The sequence below is a fragment of the Brevibacillus thermoruber 423 genome (genome assembly GCF_000454065.1).
In the GTDB taxonomy this organism is placed as follows: Bacteria; Bacillota; Bacilli; order Brevibacillales; family Brevibacillaceae; genus Brevibacillus; species Brevibacillus thermoruber.
Genome location: NZ_ATNE01000001.1, coordinates 144,175 through 165,929 on the forward strand (window position 1 = coordinate 144,175; position 21,755 = coordinate 165,929).

20 protein-coding genes are annotated in these 21,755 nt (G+C 60.7%); 2 read left to right on the top strand and 18 right to left on the bottom strand.

Annotation, left to right across the window (positions count from 1 at the left end):
* Positions 1 to 59 precede the first annotated feature (59 nt).
* The 9 genes from M516_RS0100710 to M516_RS0100750 form a co-directional block, all read right to left on the bottom strand.
* On the bottom strand, positions 60 to 1,103 hold the full coding sequence (locus M516_RS0100710; protein ID WP_051188051.1) for an autoinducer 2 ABC transporter substrate-binding protein: 1,044 nt from the start codon (positions 1,101 to 1,103) through the stop codon (positions 60 to 62).
* Between the two features lie 93 nt (positions 1,104 to 1,196).
* Positions 1,197 to 2,138, bottom strand: a complete 942-nt coding sequence (locus tag M516_RS0100715) for an ABC transporter permease (RefSeq protein WP_029097401.1) — start codon at positions 2,136 to 2,138, stop codon at positions 1,197 to 1,199.
* A gap of 15 nt (positions 2,139 to 2,153) precedes the next feature.
* On the bottom strand, positions 2,154 to 3,137 hold the full coding sequence (locus M516_RS0100720) for an ABC transporter permease (RefSeq protein ID WP_029097402.1): 984 nt from the start codon (positions 3,135 to 3,137) through the stop codon (positions 2,154 to 2,156).
* Positions 3,134 to 4,663: a sugar ABC transporter ATP-binding protein gene (locus M516_RS22465; protein WP_051188052.1), complete on the bottom strand. Its 1,530-nt coding sequence runs from the start codon at positions 4,661 to 4,663 to the stop codon at positions 3,134 to 3,136. The genes M516_RS0100720 and M516_RS22465 overlap by 4 nt, the downstream gene beginning before the upstream one ends.
* Before the next feature lie 14 nt (positions 4,664 to 4,677).
* The gene (gene rbsK, locus M516_RS22470; protein WP_044897566.1) at positions 4,678 to 5,631 is read right to left on the bottom strand and encodes a ribokinase; all 954 of its coding nucleotides are present in this window, start codon (positions 5,629 to 5,631) and stop codon (positions 4,678 to 4,680) included.
* Between the two features lies 1 nt (position 5,632).
* Positions 5,633 to 7,306 (bottom strand): ribulokinase, encoded by a 1,674-nt coding sequence (locus M516_RS0100735; RefSeq protein WP_029097403.1) that lies wholly within the window; start codon positions 7,304 to 7,306, stop codon positions 5,633 to 5,635.
* A 174-nt stretch (positions 7,307 to 7,480) separates the two neighbouring features.
* Positions 7,481 to 8,245 carry a DeoR/GlpR family DNA-binding transcription regulator gene (locus M516_RS0100740; RefSeq protein ID WP_029097404.1) on the bottom strand — a complete coding sequence of 255 codons (765 nt, stop codon included), beginning with the start codon at positions 8,243 to 8,245 and terminating at the stop codon, positions 7,481 to 7,483.
* 234 nt (positions 8,246 to 8,479) lie between these two features.
* Positions 8,480 to 9,046: a GNAT family N-acetyltransferase gene (locus M516_RS0100745; protein ID WP_029097405.1), complete on the bottom strand. Its 567-nt coding sequence runs from the start codon at positions 9,044 to 9,046 to the stop codon at positions 8,480 to 8,482.
* A gap of 249 nt (positions 9,047 to 9,295) precedes the next feature.
* Complete coding sequence (locus M516_RS0100750) at positions 9,296 to 10,360, bottom strand: HD-GYP domain-containing protein (protein ID WP_029097406.1); 1,065 nt, start codon at positions 10,358 to 10,360, stop codon at positions 9,296 to 9,298.
* A gap of 178 nt (positions 10,361 to 10,538) precedes the next feature.
* Between M516_RS0100750 and M516_RS0100755 the strand changes: the two genes are divergently transcribed.
* On the top strand, positions 10,539 to 11,030 hold the full coding sequence (locus M516_RS0100755; protein ID WP_029097407.1) for a Mov34/MPN/PAD-1 family protein: 492 nt from the start codon (positions 10,539 to 10,541) through the stop codon (positions 11,028 to 11,030).
* Here M516_RS0100755 and M516_RS0100760 read toward each other — a convergent pair.
* The 4 genes from M516_RS0100760 to mltG form a co-directional block, all read right to left on the bottom strand.
* Complete coding sequence (locus tag M516_RS0100760; RefSeq protein WP_029097408.1) at positions 10,942 to 12,768, bottom strand: peptidoglycan D,D-transpeptidase FtsI family protein; 1,827 nt, start codon at positions 12,766 to 12,768, stop codon at positions 10,942 to 10,944. The two genes, M516_RS0100755 and M516_RS0100760, sit on opposite strands and share 89 nt — an antisense overlap.
* 237 nt (positions 12,769 to 13,005) lie before the next feature.
* On the bottom strand, positions 13,006 to 13,707 hold the full coding sequence (gene udk / locus M516_RS0100765; protein WP_255433419.1) for a uridine kinase: 702 nt from the start codon (positions 13,705 to 13,707) through the stop codon (positions 13,006 to 13,008).
* Positions 13,683 to 14,351, bottom strand: a complete 669-nt coding sequence (locus tag M516_RS0100770) for an O-methyltransferase (RefSeq protein WP_029097410.1) — start codon at positions 14,349 to 14,351, stop codon at positions 13,683 to 13,685. Before M516_RS0100770 ends, udk begins: the two co-directional genes overlap by 25 nt.
* Positions 14,352 to 14,423: 72 nt before the next feature.
* Positions 14,424 to 15,518 carry an endolytic transglycosylase MltG gene (mltG, locus tag M516_RS0100775; protein WP_029097411.1) on the bottom strand — a complete coding sequence of 365 codons (1,095 nt, stop codon included), beginning with the start codon at positions 15,516 to 15,518 and terminating at the stop codon, positions 14,424 to 14,426.
* A 372-nt stretch (positions 15,519 to 15,890) separates the two neighbouring features.
* On the opposite strand from mltG, the gene M516_RS0100785 reads away from it, so the two are divergent.
* A complete protein-coding gene (locus M516_RS0100785; protein WP_029097412.1) occupies positions 15,891 to 16,184 on the top strand; it encodes a hypothetical protein in 294 nt (97 codons plus the stop codon).
* A 120-nt stretch (positions 16,185 to 16,304) separates the two neighbouring features.
* On the opposite strand, the gene M516_RS0100790 is transcribed toward M516_RS0100785, so the two are convergent.
* The 5 genes from M516_RS0100790 to M516_RS0100810 all read right to left on the bottom strand — a co-directional run bounded on the left by M516_RS0100790 (position 16,305) and on the right by M516_RS0100810 (position 21,523).
* A complete protein-coding gene (locus M516_RS0100790) occupies positions 16,305 to 16,595 on the bottom strand; it encodes a DUF1292 domain-containing protein (RefSeq protein WP_029097413.1) in 291 nt (96 codons plus the stop codon).
* 5 nt (positions 16,596 to 16,600) lie between these two features.
* Positions 16,601 to 17,017: a Holliday junction resolvase RuvX gene (ruvX, locus tag M516_RS0100795; protein ID WP_029097414.1), complete on the bottom strand. Its 417-nt coding sequence runs from the start codon at positions 17,015 to 17,017 to the stop codon at positions 16,601 to 16,603.
* A 13-nt stretch (positions 17,018 to 17,030) separates the two neighbouring features.
* Positions 17,031 to 17,294 carry an IreB family regulatory phosphoprotein gene (locus M516_RS0100800; RefSeq protein WP_029097415.1) on the bottom strand — a complete coding sequence of 88 codons (264 nt, stop codon included), beginning with the start codon at positions 17,292 to 17,294 and terminating at the stop codon, positions 17,031 to 17,033.
* A gap of 136 nt (positions 17,295 to 17,430) precedes the next feature.
* Positions 17,431 to 20,079: an alanine--tRNA ligase gene (alaS, locus tag M516_RS0100805; protein ID WP_029097416.1), complete on the bottom strand. Its 2,649-nt coding sequence runs from the start codon at positions 20,077 to 20,079 to the stop codon at positions 17,431 to 17,433.
* A 379-nt stretch (positions 20,080 to 20,458) separates the two neighbouring features.
* A complete protein-coding gene (locus tag M516_RS0100810; RefSeq protein WP_029097417.1) occupies positions 20,459 to 21,523 on the bottom strand; it encodes an AI-2E family transporter in 1,065 nt (354 codons plus the stop codon).
* Between the last annotated feature and the right edge of the window lie 232 nt (positions 21,524 to 21,755).

The window sequence follows — 21,755 nt, forward strand, 5'->3', positions numbered from 1 at the left end:
TGCCTGTGTTCAGGCAGCCTTTTGGCGTGTCGTGTGCCGATGCGGCGGTTCGGTTTTGATTAAAAATCGTAGTTGCCGGCGTTTTCCTTGGTGAAGTCGCTCGGCGGTCCCATGATGACGGTTTTGCCGTCTGCCTTCACTTCGATCTTGCCGACGTTCTCCACCTCTTGGCCGTCGGTCGGCTTCTTGCCTTCCGCCAGGTCTTTGGCCAGGGTGACGGTCAAGTAACCCAGCTTCACCGGGTCCCACAGCGTCGCCGTATCGAGCGATCCGTCTTCCAGGAACGGCTTGGAGTCCTTCGGCAGCGCCACGCCCACGAGCGACACCTTGTCCTGCAGGCCTTTTTCCTGGATCGCCTGGGCCGCACCGAGCGGCGCCACCGTGGAGTAGGCCAGGATGCCGTTCAGGTCGGGGTTGGCCTTCAGCAGGTCCAGCGTCTTCTGGTAGGCCACCTGCTGTTTCTCGTCCGTGCCGATCTTGTCTCCGATGATCTGCAGGTTGGGGTACTTCTCGGCAATCTGCTTCTTCGACCAGTCGATCCAGGTGTTCAGGTTTTGCGCCGACAGGCCGCCCGTCACGATGGCCACTTTTCCGCTGTCGGTGCCCATCGCCTGGACGAGCAGGTCAACCATGTGACGTCCGTACACTTCGTCGTCGATTTGGTGGACGGACAGCTCAACCACCGAGGGGTCGGCCGGCGTGTCCCAGTCCATCACCTTGATGCCTTGATCCTTCGCCTTTTTCAGCACCGGCGTCAGCGCGGCCGCATCGTTCGGCGCGACGGCGATTACGTCCACCTTTTTGGAGATCAGGTCCTCGATCACCTTCACCTGCTGCGCGGCGTCCGGTTGGGTCGGGCCGGTGTAGATCAGCTCGACGCCCAGTTTGTCGGCAGCCTGCTTCGCCCCTTTTTCGGACGCGTTGAAGTACGGGATGCCGACCAGTTTGGGAACGACGGCGATCGTCAGCTTGCCGTCGCTTTTGCCCCCTGCCGCACCATCAGCCGGGGCGGCCGTGTTTTTCTGTACGGCACAGCCCGTCATCAGGCCCAGTGCCAGCAAAACGGAGACGGAAACAGACAGCATTTTGTTCATCTTTTTCATCGAAACTCCCCCTGTGTCAGTTGATCAGACATTGGTCTTGGACAAAAGCGGAAAGAAGCGGGTGACATCGTCGGTTCGCCAGCATCCCTCCCTTCACGCGGTCTGGCTTTGCTTGCGCTTCGCCGAGACATAGTTGATCAGCAGGACGCCAATCAGGATGGTGCCCATCAGCATGTCGATGACCATGCTGGAGACGCCCAGCAGATTCAGCCCGTTGGAGATGATCTGGAAAATCCCCACGGCCAGCACGACTCCGATCACTTTGCCGTACCCGCCGGAGATGCTGGTGCCGCCCAGGACGGCGACGGCGATGCTTTGCAGCAGGTACGAGCTGCCGATGTCCACCTTGGCCGAATTGTAGCGGCTGGTCATGATGATGGCCGCCACCGCCGCCATCAACGCGGCAAACAGGTAGACCCACAGGACGACCCGGGTCGTGTTGATCCCGGAAAACAGCGTCGCCGTCGGGTTGTTGCCGAACATGTAGACGCTGCGGCCCCACGCCGTCTTGTTCAGCAGGATGGACAGGATCACGGCAATCGCCGCAAAGATCAGGATCGGAATCGGAACGGCTCCCAAGAGGCCGTTGCCGATCAGCGAATAGCTCTCCGGAAAGCCGGAAATGCTGTTGCCCTTTGTCAGCAGCAGGACAATCCCCTCAAACAGGGTCATCGTGCCCAGCGTGACCAGGATGGGGGAAACGCCGACGACGGCGATGAAAAACCCGTTGAGAAGACCGCCGGCCAGCGCGGTGGCGACGCCCGCCAGGATCGACACCGGCACGGAATACCCGTTGGTCAGCAGCGTGGCCACGATCACGCCGGCCAGCGCCGCCAGGAAGGTGATCGACAAATCGATCCCGGCCGTCAGCAGCACGACCATCATCCCCAGCGACAAAATTCCCAGTTCGGGGAGCTGAAACAGCATGTTGATCAGGTTGTACGCTTCAAAAAACCCCGGGACAAACAGCGTCATCAAGAGAAACAGTCCCGCAAACACGTAGCCGAGAATCCATTCTTTCGAGAGAAAATTCATGTCCTCACCCCGCTCCTACGCCTCGATCTCGATTTTCGCCCGGTTGGCTTCCTCGCGCTTCCGCTTGATCACGTCATAGGTGACGGCGATCAAAATAATCGCGCCGGTCACGATATCCTGCCAGAAGGTATCGACATGGGCGAGGATCAGGCCGTTCTGCATCACGCCGAGCAGCAGCACACCCAGGATCGTCCCCGGGATGGAACCGTAGCCGCCCATGATGTTGGCCCCGCCCAGGACGACGGCGGCGATTACGGTCAGCTCGAAGCCGTTGAACCCGTTCGGGTCCACCCCTTTGGTGTACGCGGTCTGCACGATTGCGGCAATGCCCGCGAGGCAGCCCATGTATGCGTATACAAACAACTGCACGGACTGCAGGTGAATCCCCGCCCGCATCGCGGAAACCGGATTCCCGCCCATCGCCACGACCGAGCGGCCGATGACGGTGTGGTTCAGCAGAAACCAGGTAAACAGCGCGACCGCAAAAAAGATGAGGATGAGAACCGATACCCCGAGGGGTTTCCATTGGGCGAAGCGAAGAAACGCTTCCGGCAGATCGCTGCTGTTCATGTACGCCCCGTTTGTGACGTACAGCGTGGCCCCGGCCAAGATGCTTTTGGTGCCCAGCGTGGCCACGATCGGCGGTATCTTTGTTTTGGCGACGAGCAGCCCGTTGATCAGGCCGAGCAGCGCTCCCACGAGGGGCGCGGCGAGAAAAATGGCGACCAGGCTCCATCCGCTGTCGTGCAGCGAGACGGCCAGTTTTCCGATGATGACGGTGATGGCGGCCGTCACCGCGGCGACGGAGACGTCAATCCCGCCGGTGATGATCACCAGTGTCATCCCGATCGCGAGGATGCCCAGCACGGCGTTGCCCTTCAAGATGTCGAGGATGTTGTCCCCCGTCAAAAAGACGGGACTGGTGACGGCCAGCGCCGTGGACAGCAGCAGCAGGATGACTCCGATTCCAAGCTCGCTTGATTTCAGGATTTTGCTCATAAACCGACCGCCTCATTTCCTTTCGCCTTAGGTGATCCGATCAATGCCAGGTTCATGATTTTCTCCTGGGTCGCTTCCTTGATGGACAGTTCCCCGCTGATCGTCCCTTTTCGCATGACCAGCACGCGGTCGCTGACGGCCAGCACTTCCGGCAAATCGGACGAGATGACGATCACCGCCAGCCCGTCGGCGGCCAGGGAGCGGATCAGCCTGTGAATTTCCGTCTTCGCCCCGATGTCGATCCCGTTGGTCGGTTCATCGACGATCAGGATGCGCGGGTTTGTCGACAGCCATTTGGCAATGACCACTTTTTGCTGGTTCCCGCCGGACATGTTGCCGGTGGCCATCTCCGGGATGGCGGGGCGGATGTCCAGCGACCGGATGTATCCCTCGGCCAGTTTCGCCTCCTGTTTTCCGTCGATCCACCCCAGGCGGTTTTTCAACTGCTTGAGGATCGGCAGGGAGACGTTGCGGACGATCGACTGCTGCAGGATCAGCCCTTCCCGCTGCCTGCTCTCCGGCACGTAGGCGATGCCGTATTTCACGGCCTCCTGCGTGGACGAAATGCTCACCGCTTTTCCGTTCAGCCTGATCTCGCCCGCGTCCGGCTTTTGCAGGCCGAACAGCGCGTGCGCCAGCTCCGTCCTGCCCGAGCCGACCAGCCCGGTGATGCCGACCACTTCCCCTTTTCGCAGGGTAAACGAGACGTCCTTGAAATGGCCCCGCTTGGACAGCGAGACGACTTCCAACACTGGCTCGCCCGGCTGCGTCTCCTGCCTCGACACCGCCTCCACTTTTCGTCCGACCATCAGTGCGATCAGCCTTTCTTCGTTCAGCTCATCCCTGTCATACGTGCCGACGTACTTCCCGTCCCGGAGCACGGTGAACCGGTCCGACACCTTGAACAGCTCCTCCATCTTGTGGCTGACGAACAGGATGGCGATTCCCTTTCGCTTCAAGTCGTCGATCACCTTGTACAGCAGCTCCACTTCGCCGGACGAGAGCGACGAGGTGGGCTCGTCCATGATGATCAGCTTGGCCTCGAAGGCGATCGCTCTGGCAATGGCGACGAGCTGCTGCTTGGCGATGCTGAGCGTGTCCAGGCGGGCGTCGGGATCGATGCCGAACCCCCATTCGTTCAGGATGCGGGCGGCCAGCTCCCTCTTTTCTTTCCGCTTGACCAGGCGAAACGGTCCTTTTCCGGCATCGCGGCCCATACAGATGTTTTCCGCCACGCTCAGGTTGGGAAAAAGGCTCAAATCCTGATAAATGATGGAGATGCCCTGCAGGGTCGCGTCCAGCGGCTTTTTGATCTCCACCTCTTTGCCGTCAAAGAAGAAGCGGCTTCCGGGGTCGGGGTGATACACGCCCGCCAGGATTTTGATCAGCGTCGATTTGCCCGCCCCGTTCTCTCCAATCAAGGCGTGCACTTCGCCCGCACGCACCGCCAACTGCACGTCGTCGAGCGCCTTCACCCCCGGAAACGTCTTGCTGATGTGTTTCATTTCCAACAAATACGGCTGCATCGTCCACACCTCCGTCATTCATGTGCCGCGGCTGTCCCGTCCAGATAATCGCGCAGCCCGCGTTCGGCGATGAAGGACCGCACCTCCGCCAGTGTGGGGATGCCCACCTGGGCGCCGAAACGGGTTGCCTTCAGCGCGCTGACAACGCTTGCAAACCGGGCCGCCTGAAACAGGTTTTTCCCGTCGGCCAGCGCACAGGCCAACGCGCCGGAAAACGTGTCGCCCACGACCGTATCCACCGCCTGAACCGGAATCGCTTCAATAAACTCCGAGCGTTCCGGGGTGAAGACCAGGCAGCCCCGCTGCCCCATCTTGATGATCGACTGGGAGACGCCGAGCGACTGGAAGTACAGGGCCGCTTGCCGGGCGTCGTCGGGGCCCTCGATCTCGATGCCGGTCATGTACTTCGTCTCCTGCTCGTTCGGAATGACGATGTCGGCGTACTGCAGCGCCCGCATCGTGATGCCTTCCGCCGGCGCCGGGTCCAGAATCACCAGACTGCCGTTCTCCTTGGCCTTCTGCATCGCGTAGACGACCGCCCGCTCGCCCGTTTCCATCTGCGTCAGCAGGATGCGGCAGGACTGGAGCTCGGGCAGCACCTTGTCGACGTCCTCCGGAGCCAGGTCCGCATTGGCCCCGCGCACCACCAGCATGGTATTTTCCGCGTAGGCGTCAATCGTGATCATCGCCGTTCCGGTCTTGGCGGCCGCGCTCCGCTTCACCCCCGACACGTCGACGCCGTTGGCCCTGAGCTCTGCCAGCAGCCGATCCCCGAACGGGTCCTGCCCGACCGATCCGACCAGCAGCACCTCTTTGCCCAGCCGGGCGATCGCGGTCGCGGCGTTGCCTCCCTTGCCGCCCGGGAGGATGTCCATTGTCTCGCCAAACAGCGTCTCTCCCCGGCGGGGATACGTCTTGGTCCTGATCACCATATCCGTGTTCAAACTGCCAACCACGCAAATTTTCATGTCATACGCTCATTTCCGTCCATTTTTTTACCGCTTTCAATTCCTTCATCAGGGAGCCCCGTCCGAAGGTGTCGTGAAGCTCCTTGTACAGCCGGTAGAGCCGGTCGTACGTCTGACGCGCCTGTTCATCCGGCCGGTAGACGACGGAGTGGCCGTCTTTCATCCGGCTGGCCGCTTCCATGATCGAATCGTATCCGCCGGCTTTTGCCCCTGCAGCAACCGCGCCGAACATGGCGGCGCCCAGCGCGGAAGCATTGGGACTCGAAACCGCTTCCACCTGTTTGCCCGTCACGTTGGCGAAAATCTGCATCAGCAGGCGGTTGTTGACGGACAAGCCGCCGCAGGCGTACAGCTTGCGGATGGGGAGGCCGCCGTCTTCAAACGCTTCGATGATGGTGCGCGTGCCAAACGCCAGGCTTTCCATCAGGGCGAGGTAGATCTCTTCCGGCTTCGTCTCCAGCCGGATGCCGACGATCAGGCCGGACAGGGAGGCGTCGTTGAGCACGGAGCGGTTGCCGTTCAGCCAATCCAGCGCGATGAGACCGCTCTCTCCCGGCTTGATCGCCCTCGCTTTCTCTTCCAGCAGGGCGTACAGGGACATGCCCCGCTGTTCCGCTTCCTGGTGATAAGCGGCCGGCACGCCGCTGCGGACGAACCAGGCCAGCGTATCGCCCCCGGCCGCCTGCCCCGCTTCGTATCCGTACAGTCCGGGGAGAATCCCGTCTTCCACCACGCCGTTTACTCCCGGGATAAACAGCTCCTCTTCCGCCATCACCATGTGGCAGATGGACGTGCCCATCACCATCAGCATCTGGCCGGGTTCGACGATCCCCGCCCCGGGCACGCTCGCATGGGCGTCGATCGTGGCGACGGCGACGGCCACCTGTTCCGTCAGGCCCAGCCGGCGGGCCATCTCTTCCGTCAGACGGCCGGCGTACGTGCCGACCGGGTATATCGGGGTGGCGATCTTGTCGCGGACAAAATGCTCCATGTCCGGATGAAGGGCTTTCAAAAAATCGGACGACGGGTAGCCGTTCCGTTTGTTCCAGGTTTCCTTGTACCCCGCCGCGCAGGAGTTGCGCTTCAATTCGCCCGTCAACTGCAGGACGATCCAGTCGCCCGCCTCCACGAAGCGGTCAGCCGCATGGTAGACCTCAGGGGCTTCGCGCAGGATCTGCAGCACTTTGGGCAGAAGCCACTCGGACGAGAGGGAGCCGCCGTAATAGCGGAGAAACGCTTCTCCTCGCGCCCGCGCCAGCTCGGTGATCTCGTTCGCTTCCGGTTCCGCGGCGTGGTGCTTCCACAGCTTCACCCAACTGTGCGGGTTGCCGCGAAAGGCGGGATCGGCGCAGAGCGGTTCCCCGTCGGCGCGGATCGGCAGAATCGTGCAGGCGGTAAAGTCCACCCCGATGCCGATCACCTGATCCGGTCTGGCCCCGGCCTCGTTCATGCAGGCGCGGATCGTATCCACCAGCGCATCCAGGTAATCCTGAGGATCCTGCAGCGCCCATTCGCTGTTCAGCCGAACCGACGTGCCCGGCAGCGTCTCCACGATCACGCCGTGGGCGTACGGTTTGGTTGCAATCGCTTTCACTTCTCCGTTTGCTGCATCCACTAGAACGGCGCGAGCCGATTCCGTTCCAAAATCAACTCCAAACACCAGCTTGTCGTGCATCTCGGCTCCTCCTGAATCGATTGATGCTTTGTTTGTCCCACATATTATCCGCATTTTTCTGCTTTTTCAATATTCCGAAACCAACAAAAGAGAAACAATCCCACATGTTTTTGCGGGATTGTTTCTCTTTTCCATTTGAAATGTTTGGTTGGAAAACAGAAAAGAACCCACCTGTTACGACTGGGCGAGTTGTATATTCAAACCCTCTGCTTTGAAAGCGGACAACTGGTTGAGCGGCAGCCCGTGATCCGTGATGATCTGGTCCACCTTGTCCAGGGAGAGCAGGTTGGTCAGCGACTTCTGCCCGAACTTCGTGTGGTCGGCCAGCAGGATCAAGCGGTCGGAGATGGAGATGAACTTCTGTTTGACCTGTGCTTCCATCTCGTTGTTCTCGTAAATGCCGTGTTCCAGATGAACCCCGTGGCAGGAGAAGAAGAACTTGTCCACGTGGTAGCCTTCGATGGACTTTTCCGTCATCGTGCCGAAAAACGAGGTGCAGTCCTTGTTCAGATAGCCGCCGACGGTGATGACCTTTACCTTGTCCTGACGGAGAAACTCCAGGGTGACGGCGATGGAATTGGTGATCACGGTGATCTCCCGCTCGCCCAGGAGCCGGGCCAACTGAAAGGAGACGTCGCTGGAGTCGAGGGCGATGATGTCCCCGTCCTGGATGCCTTTGGCCGCTTCCTTGGCGATCTCCCGCTTCGCTTCCAGATGGGCGACTTCGCGCTGGATGAGCGGCGACGCTTCTTTTTCCTTCCGGTTCAACACCGCGCCGCCGTGCGTGCGGTGAATCAATCCCTGTTTTTCCATCGCCTCCAGATCGCGGCGTATCGTCTCTTTCGTCACCTGAAACTGCCTGCTCAAGTTGGAGACGTAGACGTGTCCCTTCTGTTCCAGCAGTTCGAGAATCTCCTGCTGCCTTTTTGAAGCCAACATGACACGCAGTTCCTCCTTTTGTTTCACTTGTCAACCGTTTGATTTACAACAAAAATCAATCGATTTTTATTGCTTTCTTTTGTTATTTTACTCCCACTATTTTGGCATATCAACATCCATTCGTTTCTTCCGCTTGCCACAACGGACACGAATGCTTTTGTTTTTTACGAGAACAAACACCTCCCGCCTGGCCGGGGCATGGCAACGGATGCCGCGGGCATACGGGAGGTGTCGTCAGATCAGCACGGATATTTGCTTGACCATATGGTCGTACAGGTGGCCGCTTACCAGAAGCGTGCCGTCCGGCCGATAGCCGATCGATTCGTACAGCTTGCGCGCCTGGGGGTTTTCCTGGTCCACGAGCAGCGCAATCCGCTCGTGTCCGCGCGCGCGAGCCTCTGCTTCAAAACGGGCCAGCAGCCGTCTGCCGATGCCTTTGCCGCGCTGGTCGGCGCGGACCGCCAGCGTGTCCAGGTAAAACTCATCGGACCGGGCTTCCTTTACAATGACCGGAGCGATGCCCGTCAAGCGGGCCAACCGCTGAACAAACGGACGGTCCAGCTCTTCGGTCCGGCTGCCGTGGTAGAACAGCGCCAGTCCGACGGGTTCTCCCCCCACTTCGGCCACGACCGCATTCTCGTAGCTGAGCCGGTTTCTCTCCATCCGAAAAAACGCCTCGATGACGCGAATGGCCTCGTCCGCTTCCACAGCGCCGGTCAGCGTATGGGCAATGCTGCCAATCGCTTCGTAAATCAGCGGCGCGACGCATGCCGCGTCTGCCGGTGTCGCTTTGCGTATCATGCTGGTTCGTTTGCGTATCATGCTGGTTCGCCTGTTCCCTCCCCGTCCCTAGTGCGATCTGTTCTATTTTGGCACAGCGGGACGGGGGTGTCGAGGTTCTCCGGCCTTTTTGCCACAAAACCGTGACATGTGGCATCCGCATGGGAACGTCCGCCGCCGGGAAGAGGTCCCGAGCGGCGATCGATGCCTTTCACCGGGATTCGGCTCGTCCGCCGCTGGCAAAGGCGCATCACGGCCGGCGAGCGGCGGCTATCCGAGCATTTTTTCGATGCTTAACTGGCGGTGGCAGCGAAGGTCGACAAACTGGCCGTGCCGGCGTATCAGCGGACGCATCGGCTCATCCCGGTGAATCAGGATCACTTCCACCTCCTCGCCGCTGTTGAGACGCGCCTTGGCTCCCACGTAAAGCTGGGCGATGTAATGGACGAACAGGGAGACGATTTCGATGTTGAGCAGCCCGTCGCACGCCGCCTTCCACAGCACGCGGGCCGCTTCAAACGGCGACGTCCGCTGCTTGTAGACGCGATCGGAGCAGATCGCGTCAAACATGTCGGCAACCGCCACCACCTGACACTCCAGCGGAATCTGCTCATCCTTCCGCCCTTCCGGATAGCCGGAGCCGTCCAGCCGCTCGTGGTGCAGCAGGGCACAAATGGCGAGCGTCTCATGGCCGCCCTCCATCTGCTGCAGAATCTCGTACCCGTACACGGTGTGCCGCTTCATTTCCGCAAACTCCTCGTCCGTCAGCCTATCGGGTTTGAGCAGGATCTCCCGGGGCACGCGCGTTTTGCCGATATCATGCAGAAATCCGGCCGCTCCCATCAACCATACGCGCTCCTCGTCCCATTTCAGCAAGCGGGCGATTAGCGTGCAGAGAATCCCCACGTTGAGCGAGTGGCGATACGTGTAGCTGTCCGCCCCTTCCAGCACGTACAGGGACCGGAACAGCCCGAGCCGCTCCTCCGTCCGCTCCGCCAGCGCGTGAAACGCTTGGCAGAACTCGTGCAGGCTCGGCACCTGTCCAAGGTCCACGCGCTCAAACAGCCGCCTCGTCTGTTCCATCGCATCCAGGTAGCAGAACGCGCTCTCCCGGTCCCCTCCCTTGTCCAGCAGTTGGGCGGAAATCTTTTCGCCATTCCCCTCCGACAGGTCGTCTGCGATGCTGACGCGCGTGATGCGCTGGTTGCGCAGCGCGTTGACGTGGGCGGCTGTCAGCACGGTGCGCCGGGGCAGAAGCAGCACACCGGCTTCCGAGTAGAGATCCTCGGCCAGCACCTTGCCGACCAGCGCGGGATTTACAAAAGCCATTGGCATAGCATCAAACCTTTCCTTCTATTCATATTTTTTCTAAAATTATAGAAAAGAAATACTTTTGCTGACAACCTTTTTTCGACAATTGTCGCACGACAAACGTCACGGATCACTTTGGCGCGCCGCTGCATAGGATAAAAGGCAGCCCTGTGGAGGTTGAGTCAAGGAGGTAGACAAGGCCATGACCTCGTTGTATATCACGCCCAAGGCGTGGAAGCAGATCGAACAATCCGTCAGAAAAAACCCCTCCCTGGAGACGGGAGGGGTATTGATGGGATACTCGTTGAATGATGAAGAGTGGCTGGTTACCTACGCCAGCGGTCCCGGTCCCAATGCCGTTCGCCATCCCAACGCCATCCTGTTTGACGACGACCACCTGCGCAGGCTGGTGCGCAAATTGAGCCGACGGCAGCGCTGGCAGTACATCGGGGATTGGCACAGCCACACGATCAAAAGGCTGTCGCCCAGCAAGGGAGACCGCCGCACGATTTGGGCGAAGGCGAGTCAGTCCCTCTACATGTCCTCTTCGCCGATCATGCTGATTGTCGGTCTCAACAGACAAGACAAGGTGCAGGCTCGCGCCTTTATTCTGGAGAACTCCCTGCGCGAAGTGGGGAAGATTGACCTGGCCACTCGGCAATCGCTTCGACAGCGCGGCGGAAAATCTCCATAGCCCGGGTTGTCTCCCCGGCCGGCTGGTGTGCCGCCACGACGGCAATGGCGTACCGGGGGGTGTCGACCGGCGTGTAGCCGACAAACCAGAGGTGGTTGCTGCCGTCGCCGGCCCCCGTCTGCGCGGTGCCGCTTTTGCCCGCGACCGGCCACGGCGCCTGCAGCAGCATCCGGCCGGTTCCTTCGGTTACGACGAGGCGCAGCAGGCGCCTCATTTTTTTGGCCGTCACATAGTCGATCCCCGACTCCGGCAGCCGGTGTTCCGGAAAACGGAAAAACGTCTGGCCGTTTCGATACGCGATCTCGCTCACCAACCGCACCTGGCCGGGCTGCCCCCCGCGCAGGATGGTCACCATCAGATTGGCGGCCTGCATTGGCGTGACGCGAACGTCCCGCTGGCCGATCGCCGTCTGGATCAAGACGCCTTCATCCTGGCGGGAAACCTGCTCGGCGAACACCCGTCCCTGCTCCTCGCCGTCCACCTGCCGGAAGCCGTCCAATTTGAACAGGTGCGGCGTGACGTATCCCACCGGAGAGGACAAGCCCAGACGGCGGGCATACGCCTCCAGCTTGTCCCCGCCGATCCGTTTGGCGATTTCGGCAAAGGTGATGTTGCAGGACTGGGCAAACGCCTCCTCCATCGTCAGCGCGCCGTGACCGTCCCGCTTCCAGCAGGAAAAGCCGTATTTGCCGTAATCGCCGCGGCAGACGAACCGCTCGGTGGGGGAAACCAGCCCCTCCGCCAGGGCGGCCGCGGCCACGACCGTCTTGAAGACGGAACCGGGGGTGATTTGCTTGACGGCGCGGTTTCGCCACGCCCCCTGCTGCACGTCCACTTTCGTCTGGTCGTACTGCGGGCGGCTGACCATCGCCAGGACGTCTGCATGGGTCGCGTCCAGCACGACGATCGCCCCTTCCCGCAGGCCGGCGCTGTCCGCCACCCGCTCCAGGCGCCGCTGCAGGTCGGCGTCCAGCGTGGTGACGAGAGACAGCGGGTAGTACTGGTTCTCCTGCCGCGTGTAGCGGATGTCCAGCCCCTTGAGCGGCTTTCCCTCGCCATCCACGTAGTAGGAGAGCACGGACGGCTCCACTCCCTGCAAAAACCGGTCGAAGCTGCGCTCCAAGCCGGACGCCCCTACCGTGCTGTCCGCGTTCATCTTCCCTTCCGCCCACTCGTCCGGATACAGCGTGCGGACCAGTTCGGGATTGCGGTGGATGTAGCCGATCACGTGCTTGGCCACCTCGTCCGCGCGGTAGCGCTCCGTCACTTTCAGGGCGACGACGCCGGGGATCCCCAGCGCGTTTACCTGATCCGCCTGCCGCTCGCTCAGGGGGACCAGCCTGCCGTCCGTCTGTCTCAGCATGAGCGGGGCTTTCGCTTTGGTCATCACGTCTTCGAGCATCGTTTCCGGCACGCGCACGATCTCCGCCAGCCGTCTCCATCCGCCGTTTTCCTGCAGGCTGCCCCGCGCCAGGGGGAACAGGAGCAGGGCGAGCTGTTCCTCCCCCGTAAAGGGGTAGCCGTTTCGGTCGAGGATGTCGCCCCGGCCGCTGTGCAGCACGATGCTCTGCTGCCGCTGCTTAACCGCATTTTTCACCAAATCGACACCGTGCCTGGAGAAGCGGTGCGATGCCCACAGTTGAATCCACCAGAGGCGGACCAACAGCCCGGCCCACACCAGCGTCATGAACAACAGCACGAGAAAGTGGCGCCGTTTCACCCGGCGTTCCAGGTCCATGCCGCATACCTCCCGCCTTTTTTTTCCAGTATTGCCGGAACGGGCGGCGGGAAAACCCGATCTGGCCCAACATGCGCACAGGCATGAAAAAAAGCGCGCCGCTTTCGGGCGGCGCGCTCGCGTGTGGTTTCGGATATTCACGTGTGAGGGGATGTCCCCGAGCCGGTCGCGCTGCCCGGGGCATGGAATCGGCCCTACAAGACAGCGGCCCTCTTGTCCCGGGCTCGGCTGACGTCCCTACGCGTTGGAAAGCTGCTGTTTCTCCAGCAGGATGTTGCGGATCTTGGTCGACAGAAGATCGAGCGCCACCCGGTTGTAGCCGCCTTCCGGGATGATCACGTCGGCGTACCGCTTGGTCGGCTCGATAAACTGCAGGTGCATCGGCCTTACGACGTTGAGGTACTGGTTGACCACCGATTCGAGCGAACGGCCGCGCTCTTCGATGTCACGCATGATCCGCCGGACGATCCGCACGTCGGCGTCGGTGTCCACAAACACCTTGATATCCATCATGTCGCGGATGCGGGGATCTTCCAGGATCAGCATGCCTTCCAGAATGATCACGTCTTTCGGCTCCACCAGCACCGTTTCCCGCTTCCGGTTGTGCACCTTGAAGTCGTAAATCGGCTTCTGGATCGGCCGGCGCTGCATCAGCTCCTGCAGGTGAAACAGCAGCAGATCGTTGTCAAACGCAAACGGGTGGTCGTAGTTGGTCATCGAGCGCTCTTCCAGACTGAGGTGGCTCTGGTCCTTGTAGTACGAATCCTGCTCAATCATGGCGACGCTGTCGTTTTGAAACTGGCGAAACAGTTCGCGCGCCACGGTAGTTTTGCCGGAGCCGCTGCCCCCGGCGACCCCAATCAATACGGGGTGACCCATGCTCCATGTCTCCTTCCTCTTGCTGCTCCCTGGCCTTACAGCCGGGGCCCGTTCTCTGATGTGTAATCGGCTGTCCGCTTCAGGCTGACGGCCAGGCCATCGCCCACCGGAACAAACGTGGTTTCCAGTTGGGGATGCTCCGCCAGGTAGGCGTTGAACTGCCGCAGCTTGTCCACCAGCGGCCGCTGCCGTTTCCCCGCTTCTTCCGGCGCCGCCACCAGCCCGCGAAACAGGACGTTGTCGGACAGCACCAGTCCCCCCTCGCGCAGCAGCGGCAGGTAGAGATCGAGAAACGTGCGGTACTGTCCTTTGGCGGCGTCGATAAACAGACAGTCGAACCGGTACGTGTCCGGCAGACCGAGCGTGGCATCTCTGGCGAGGATCTCGATCCGCGCCGACAACCCGGCTTCCGCGATGTTGGCACGCGCCCGCTCCAGACGCTGCTCGTCGATGTCCATCGTGACGATGCGGGCTTCCGGTGCCGCCTCCGCCATCCAGATGGTCGAATAGCCGATGGCGGTCCCCACTTCCAGAATCGACTTCGGCCGGTGAAGCTGGAGCAGCGTCCGCATCACCTGCGCTGTCGGCAGTTGGACGATGGGAATGCCCTCTTCCGCCGCTTCCCGCTCCAATCGCGCCAGCAGCGGGGAACGCGGCGGGATCAGCCCCGTCACATAAGCATCAATCGCCGGATTGGTTATCATCACATCACGCCCCCTTACCTAGCAACCGCATCATTATAGCATACCCGCGGGCAAAAAACAGAGGAAACCGCGTCAGTTCCCTCTGCTTTTCGCATCGTTGGCCTCGTGCTCCGCCAGCGTGCGGGAGAAGTAGTGCTCGGACGAACCGTCCTTTTTGGTCACGTAAAAGAAATAATCGTGTTGGGCCGGATGGACGGCGGCGGCCAGCGACGCCCTGCCGGGGTTGGCGATCGGCCCGGGCGGCAGTCCCGGATGCATGTACGTGTTGTACGGACTGTTTACCTTCAGATCGTTGTACGTCAGCCGGTCGCGCTGCTTGCCGAGAACAAACTGGACGGTGGCGTCCGCCTGCAGGAGCCACCCTTCGCGCAGGCGGTTGTAGTAGACGCCGGCCACGATCGGCCGCTCCTTGTCCACCACGACCTCCCGCTCCACGATGGACGCCAGGCGGACCGCCTCGTCCATCGTCATGCCCCGCTGTTTCAGCGTTTCCGTCCACTCCGGCTGCCATTCCTTTTGGAACTGGGCGAGCATCTTCGCGATGATCTCGTGCGCGCTGGCCCCCTTTTTCACTTCGTACGTCTCGGGAAACAGGTAGCCCTCCAGGCGGTATTTTCGCCCTTCCGTTTTCGGAATGGCCGCGACAAACGGAAACTCCGGAAAGCTCCCCTGATTGACTTCCCGCAAAAAGGCCGCTTTGTCGGCCAGCCCTTTTTGCGCCAAATGATCGGCGATCTGCTCCACGTTCCAGCCCTCCGGCACGGTGAAGCGCACGGTGTCCACCACGGTCTTGCCCTCCGCCATGGTTTGCAGGATCTCATCGACGGTGGCGCCCGTCTGGAACTGGTAGGTCCCGGCCTGCAGGCGGGAGCCGATCCCCTGGTACATGGCATAGTAGGCAAACAGGTCGGCGCTGCGAATCAGCCCCTGCTCTTCCAGCAGACGGCCGATCTCCCGCACCGACGAACCGGACGGAATGCTTACCTTTTTGACGGTGTGCTCGCCATTCGGCGGCTGCAGCCCTTGATAGACGTAAAATGCCGCTCCTCCCGCCGCGATCAGCAGACAGAACAGCGCGACCCCCAACCGAAAAAAGCGGCCCCGCCTGCGCCGCTGCGGCGGCGGCCATTCGGCGCTGCGATCTTGTTTCAGTGACAGTAGATTCACGACAGAGTCCTCCTTTTTTCGCGGTGCCTCTCTGCCGACCATTGATTTCGACACGCGGCACCCGGGACCCCAAAGAGGGCTCGTCCCTGCATCTTTTCCATTATACCCAAGGCCTGTCCCGCTGTCACCAGCGCGCGACCCATGCAGTTTTTGGGCACTTCGGGAGGAATTTGTGTAATAAAATGGAAAATGATAGAGGAAGGGAATTGTGTGCAGGGAGGATCGAAATGAAGCGAATGCTGCTCGTCGCGGAGTGGGGGAATACCGCTTTGAGACGCGATCGGCTGACATCAAAGCCATCCGCATTCACCAGGAACGCTATGGCGAGTCATTCTCGTTTACGGTGCCGCTCGCAAAGGGAGGGACGCCGTGATGCGCGGACACCGGAACCGGTTCATCCGCTGGCTGATTATCGCCGCTTCCCTGGCGTTGTTGTTTCCCGCCTGCTATCCTGACCCGTGGACGCCCGAGGGAGCCGTCAGCGAAGCGCTGAGAGGCATGTCCATCCCCGCCGATACGGTCCGGGCGGTCTCCGTCATTGACACCGGAGGACTGTACTCCGTCCTGTTTTATGACGAACAACACCGGATCTACCATCATTTTTTCATGGACCGCCCGTTTGGCTTCCTCTGGAGAAACCGGGGCGGCGGCGCTGTACGCCTATGACCGCAGCGGCACGCTTCTCTACCGTCTGGACAGCGACCATCCGGTAATCAGGCGGCACGCAGGCGGAGAGTGAATCCACGCCAAGAAAAACGAGAGGGCCGCATCGCCCTCTCGTTGGTCTTACAGCTCTTCTTTTTCCAGGTCGGCAATCAGGGTCTCGAACGTCGCCTCCACCTGTTCCCACTCCGCGTCGTCCTCAATCGGCTGGAGCATGTCGGTGCCGTCGTAGCGCAGGAAGTGAACCTCGTACTCCTCCTCTTCTTCCTGATCGACGGGAACCAGCACCAGATACGTGCGGTCTTCGATGTCAAAAATGTACATGATGCGGAAATCACGCGGGTTCTCGTCGCCTTCTTCCGTCAGCGCGATCACATCCCCGACTTCAAACTCCTCAAACAATTCCTCGCTCATCTCGGTCACCTCGATTTTGCGTCCAAGTAACCCTGCAGGATTAACGTGGCCGCCATTTTGTCAATCACGTTTTTGCGTTTTTGCCGGCTGACATCGGCTGCGATCAGCATCCGCTCGGCGGCCATGGTGGTCAGCCGTTCGTCCCAGAGACGGACGGGCAGTCCCGTCCGGTCTTCGAGCAAACGGGCAAACGCCTGGCAGCTTTCCCCGCGCGGTCCGATGGTTCCGTTCATATTTTTGGGCAGGCCCACGACAATTTCGCCGACCTGGTAATGCGCAATCCATTCTTCCAAGCGGGCGAGATCCTTTTCCTTTGACTGGCGCCTGATCGTCTCCACCCCTTGGGCGGTCCAGCCCAGCTCATCGCTGACGGCCACGCCGATGGTCTTCTCGCCCACATCCAATCCCAGAATCCGTGCCATCGCCTGCACGCACCTACTTGCGTTCTTCCGACAAGTAGACGGTTACCAGCTCTTCGATGATTCTGTCCCGCTCAATTTTGCCGATCAGGCTGCGCGCATTGTTGTGGCGGGGAATGAACGCCGGATCACCGGAAAGCAGGTAGCCAACGATCTGCGTGATCGGGTTGTACCCTTTTTCCTGCAGGGCCTTGTAGACCTCTGTCAGCGTTTCCCGCACTTCCACCGTATTTGTTTCCTTGGGCACCGTGAACTTCATGGTATTATCCATCGAACTCACGATCAACACCTCGATTCCTCTGAGACTCTTCCGCATTCGCTCTTCCTATCAAGTGTATTCGCCTCAAGCAGCCCGATTCCTTGTCGATCGGGCACTTTTCTTGGATGGCGAAACATGGCGAGGAAAGACGGCGGCGTTACTTCGCCACCGCCTGTCCTTTCACCAGATCGTAGACCAGCTCCAGCGCTTCCTGCAGCTTGGCCGGGTCCTTGCCGCCCGCCTGGGCCATGTCGGGACGGCCTCCGCCGCCTCCGCCGCAGCGGGTCGCCACTTCCTTGATCAGTTTGCCCGCGTGGAAGCCCTGGTCCATCAGGTCCTTGGTCACGCCGGCCACCAGGTTGACCTTCTCGCCGTCCACCGCGCCGAGAACGATGACAGCCGACCCCAGCTTGTTTTTCAGCTCGTCCACCATGCCGCGCAGGTTATCCATGTCGGTCGCGGAGACGCGGGCAGCCAGCACCTTGACGCCCTCCACCTCTTTCAGCTTGTCGGTCAGCGAAGCCGCTTCGATGTTGCCCAGTTTGGCGCGCAGCGATTCGTTCTCGCGCTGCACGTCTTTCAACTGCTGCTGGAGCGCTTCGACACGGGCCGGCGCTTCCGCCAGGACCGGGGCCTTCAGCGCGTGGGCCACCTCTTTCAGCGTGCTCAACTGCTGGTTGAGGTACTGGTAGGCGCCGCGTCCCGTCACTGCTTCGATCCGGCGCGTGCCCGCCCCGATGCCGCTCTCGCTGACGATCTTGAACAGGCCGATTTCCGCCGTGTTGGACACGTGGCAGCCGCCGCACAGCTCCAGGCTGTAGTCACCCACTTTGACCACGCGGACGATCTCGCCGTACTTTTCACCGAACAGCGCCATTGCTCCCATCGCCTTCGCTTCGTCGAGGGACTTGTGGAAGATGTCCACGTTCAGGTTGGCCCACACTTTTTCGTTGACGATCGCTTCGATCCGCTCCAGTTCTTCCGGGGTGACGGCACTGATATGGGTAAAGTCAAACCGCAGGCGATCCGGCGCCACCAGCGAACCGGCCTGGTTGACGTGCGTGCCCAGCACGTCTTTGAGCGCCTGGTGCAGCAGGTGTGTGGCCGTGTGGTTTTTGGTGATGTCGAGACGGGCGTTCCGGTTTACTTCGGCGCGGACCTCGTCGCCGACGCGCAGCGTTCCCGCTTCCACGACGACGGTGTGGACGTGTTGGCCCATCGGCCCTTTTTGCACGTCGGTGACGCGCGCCTTGACGGAGTCGGAGACGAGCAGGCCCTCGTCGTTGATTTGACCGCCGCTTTCCGCGTAGAACGGGGTGCGGCTCAAGACCACCTGGACGGTCTGGCCTTCTTCCGCCTCGTCAGCCAGCCGGTTGTCGGCGATAATCGCCTCCACTTTTCCATTCGCTACCAATTCAGTATACCCAACAAACTCGCTCGTAACCGTCAAATCGGCAAGCGGGCCGCCCTGCGTCTGCATGCTGTCCACGTCTTGACGGGCGGCACGGGCGCGCTCGCGCTGTTCCTCCATCGCCCGCTCGAACCCTTCGCGGTCCACCGTCAGCCCTTGTTCGCCGGCAAAGTCTTCGGTCAGGTCCACCGGGAACCCGTAGGTGTCGTACATTTTGAAGACGTCCTGGCCGGACAGTTGGCTCTTGCCTTCCGCCTTGGCCGCTTTCACCATCTCGGCCAGAATGGCGAGGCCGTCGTTGAGCGTTTCGTGGAAGCGCTCCTCTTCGGCGCGGATCACTTTTTCAATGAAGGCGCGCTTCTCCACCACTTCCGGGTAGAAATCGCCCATCATCTTGCCGACCGTTTCCGTCAGGCGGTAGAGGAACGGCTGCTCCACGCCCAGCTTTTTGCCCATCCGCACCGCGCGGCGCAGCAGGCGGCGAATCACGTAGCCGCGCCCTTCATTGGACGGCAGCGCGCCGTCGCTGATGGCGAAGACGACGGTGCGGGCGTGGTCGGCGATCACCTTCAGCGCCACGTCCAAGTCCGGGTCCTGCTTGTAGGCGACGCCGGAGATGGCGCTGGTCGCCTCGATCAGCGGGAACAGCAGGTCCGTTTCGAAGTTGTTGTCCACTTCCTGGATAATGGACGCCATCCGCTCCAGCCCCATGCCGGTGTCGATGTTCTTTTTCGGCAGCGGCGTGTAGCTGCCGTCCGGGTTGTGGTTAAACTGCGAGAAGACCAGGTTCCACACTTCCAGGAAGCGCTCGTTTTCGCCGCCCGGGTACAGTTCCGGATCGTTCGGGTCGTTGCCGAATCGCTCGCCGCGATCGTAGAAAATCTCGGAGTTGGGGCCGCAGGGGCCTTCGCCGATGTCCCAGAAGTTGGCTTCCAGACGGACGATCCGCTCTTCGGGAATGCCCACTTTTTTGTGCCAGATCTCGAACGCCTCGTCGTCTTCGGGATGAATCGTGACCCACAGGCGCTCCGGGTCAAATCCGATCCACTCCGGGCTGGTGAGGAATTCCCACGCCCAGGTGATCGACTCTTCCTTGAAGTAGTCGCCGATGGAGAAGTTCCCCAGCATTTCGAAGAAGGTGTGGTGACGGGCCGTGCGTCCCACGTTTTCGATGTCGTTGGTGCGAATCGATTTCTGCGAGTTGGTGATCCGCGGGTTGTCCGGCACGACGCGGCCGTCAAAGTACTTTTTCAGCGGTGCCATCCCGCAGTTGATCCACAAGAGCGACGGGTCGTCGTGCGGAATCAGCGGCGCGCTCGGCTCCACATGGTGTCCCTTGCTTTTGAAGAAATCGAGGTACATTTGGCGGATTTGGCTGCCAGTCAGTTTCTTCATGGAAAAATCCTCCCGTAGATGAGTGTGAAACAACGCGTACATGATCCGAAAAAGGGCTGCTCCCTCCCGGCCGGAGCGGCGGGCCTGCGCGAAAAAAAAGTCCCCATCCCCTCAGGGACGAGAACTTGTCTCGCGGTACCACCCTGCTTACAGGCAGCCTGATCACATGCGTCTGCCTGTCGCTCGCTTGCGGACGGGTAACGGTGTCAAGCCGCCGGTTTTTGCCCGGTCTTGGGAGTAGCCTTCCGCTGCACTTCTTCTGGCCGCTCTCCCAGCCTTTGGAGCGTCCTCTCTGGAGAAGGGCTGCAGCGTACTCGTTCCTTCATCGATCCATGCTCTTTTCCATTATCCGTATTATAAAATTGTTTGCCGAAGCCTGTCAACTTTCGTGCAGCATCAGGGCGATCCGGCTGATCACCACTTTGCAGACGGCCAGCACCGGAACGGCGACGATCAGGCCGATGATGCCCCCCGCCGCCTCTCCGGCCAGCAGGGCCATGATGATCAGGAGCGGGTGCAGATGAAGCGAGCGGCCGACGATGTTGGGCGAGAGGATGTTTCCCTCCAGTACCTGGATGACAGCGTTGACGGCCAGCACCATGAGCGTCATTTTCATGGAAATCGTCAGGGCTACGACCAGGGCGGGAGCGGCGCCGATGATCGGTCCGATGTAGGGGATGACGTTGGTCAGACTGACAAACGTGGCCAGCACGAACGGATACGGCATGCCGATCAGCCAGTAGCCGACGTACGCGCAGGCGCCCACAATCAGCGCCACGATCATCTGGCCGTGTATGTAATTGCTGAGCGACTCGTTGACGTCGCGCAGGACGGCCAGCACCTGCTTGCGGTACTTCGCCGGGACGATGGACATGCCTGTACGGTGCAGGTCTTTCATGTCCTTGAGCAGGTAAAAGGCGATGAACGGGACTACCGCGTAGGCGAGCAGCTTGCCCAGCGTGTTGCGCGCGTTGTCGACCAAAAGCGTAATTGAATGGGACATCCGTTCCTGGGACTGGACAATCACCCGGTCCACCCCCAGCGAGATGCTGTCCGGCAAAAAGTACTTGTGCGCTTCCCACTCCCGCATCCACGTGTGGTACCACTCCGTCAGGCGCGGCAGATCGTCGGACAGCTCCGCGAGCTGGCTGGCGAAGATCGGGATGGCATTGACGATCCCGATGGAGATGATCAGCATGAACGCCGCGTAGATCAGCAGCACGGCCACCATGCGCGGCACCCGTCTGTTTTCCAGCGCCTGCACGATCGGATGCAGCACGTAGGCGATCAGCAGGCCGACGAGAAAGGGCATCACGATCTCCGACAGCAAGTGAAACGTTTTGGCGACTACAGGGCGCAGCAGCCAGAGCAGATTGCCGATGGCCAGCAGCACAATCGCCCAGACGGCCGCGGCAAACAGGCGGCTGCGGCGAAGTTCCTCCACCCTGCCCCCTCCTCCCTCTGATTCGTATGATTTAGCGTGTGCAAGACGCGGAAAAACATGTACGGTATTGACATGCGTGCCGCACCGGTGTACGATGGGAGTACAAACGGATATTCTCCAAAGGGGAGTAGCTTGTTACAGCAAAGTCGTCATTACGGGAGAAATCCCCGGCTTTGTTGGCAACGTAATGTTGTAAGCAAGACCTTTGCCGTGTATGGGTAAGGGTCTTTTT

Excerpts from the sequence above, each read along its gene's own strand:
- M516_RS0100710 (WP_051188051.1), bottom strand. The coding sequence starts at position 1,103 with ATGAAAAAGATGAACAAAATGCTGTCTGTTTCCGTCTCCGTTTTGCTG.
- M516_RS0100715 (WP_029097401.1), bottom strand. The coding sequence starts at position 2,138 with ATGAATTTTCTCTCGAAAGAATGGATTCTCGGCTACGTGTTTGCGGGA.
- M516_RS0100720 (WP_029097402.1), bottom strand. The coding sequence starts at position 3,137 with ATGAGCAAAATCCTGAAATCAAGCGAGCTTGGAATCGGAGTCATCCTG.
- M516_RS22465 (WP_051188052.1), bottom strand. The coding sequence starts at position 4,663 with ATGCAGCCGTATTTGTTGGAAATGAAACACATCAGCAAGACGTTTCCG.
- rbsK (WP_044897566.1), bottom strand. The coding sequence starts at position 5,631 with ATGAAAATTTGCGTGGTTGGCAGTTTGAACACGGATATGGTGATCAGG.
- M516_RS0100735 (WP_029097403.1), bottom strand. The coding sequence starts at position 7,306 with ATGCACGACAAGCTGGTGTTTGGAGTTGATTTTGGAACGGAATCGGCT.
- M516_RS0100740 (WP_029097404.1), bottom strand. The coding sequence starts at position 8,245 with ATGTTGGCTTCAAAAAGGCAGCAGGAGATTCTCGAACTGCTGGAACAG.
- M516_RS0100745 (WP_029097405.1), bottom strand. The coding sequence starts at position 9,046 with ATGATACGCAAAGCGACACCGGCAGACGCGGCATGCGTCGCGCCGCTG.
- M516_RS0100750 (WP_029097406.1), bottom strand. The coding sequence starts at position 10,360 with ATGCCAATGGCTTTTGTAAATCCCGCGCTGGTCGGCAAGGTGCTGGCC.
- M516_RS0100755 (WP_029097407.1), top strand. The coding sequence starts at position 10,539 with ATGACCTCGTTGTATATCACGCCCAAGGCGTGGAAGCAGATCGAACAA.
- M516_RS0100760 (WP_029097408.1), bottom strand. The coding sequence starts at position 12,768 with ATGGACCTGGAACGCCGGGTGAAACGGCGCCACTTTCTCGTGCTGTTG.
- M516_RS0100770 (WP_029097410.1), bottom strand. The coding sequence starts at position 14,351 with ATGATAACCAATCCGGCGATTGATGCTTATGTGACGGGGCTGATCCCG.
- M516_RS0100785 (WP_029097412.1), top strand. The coding sequence starts at position 15,891 with ATGCGCGGACACCGGAACCGGTTCATCCGCTGGCTGATTATCGCCGCT.
- M516_RS0100790 (WP_029097413.1), bottom strand. The coding sequence starts at position 16,595 with ATGAGCGAGGAATTGTTTGAGGAGTTTGAAGTCGGGGATGTGATCGCG.
- ruvX (WP_029097414.1), bottom strand. The coding sequence starts at position 17,017 with ATGGCACGGATTCTGGGATTGGATGTGGGCGAGAAGACCATCGGCGTG.
- alaS (WP_029097416.1), bottom strand. The coding sequence starts at position 20,079 with ATGAAGAAACTGACTGGCAGCCAAATCCGCCAAATGTACCTCGATTTC.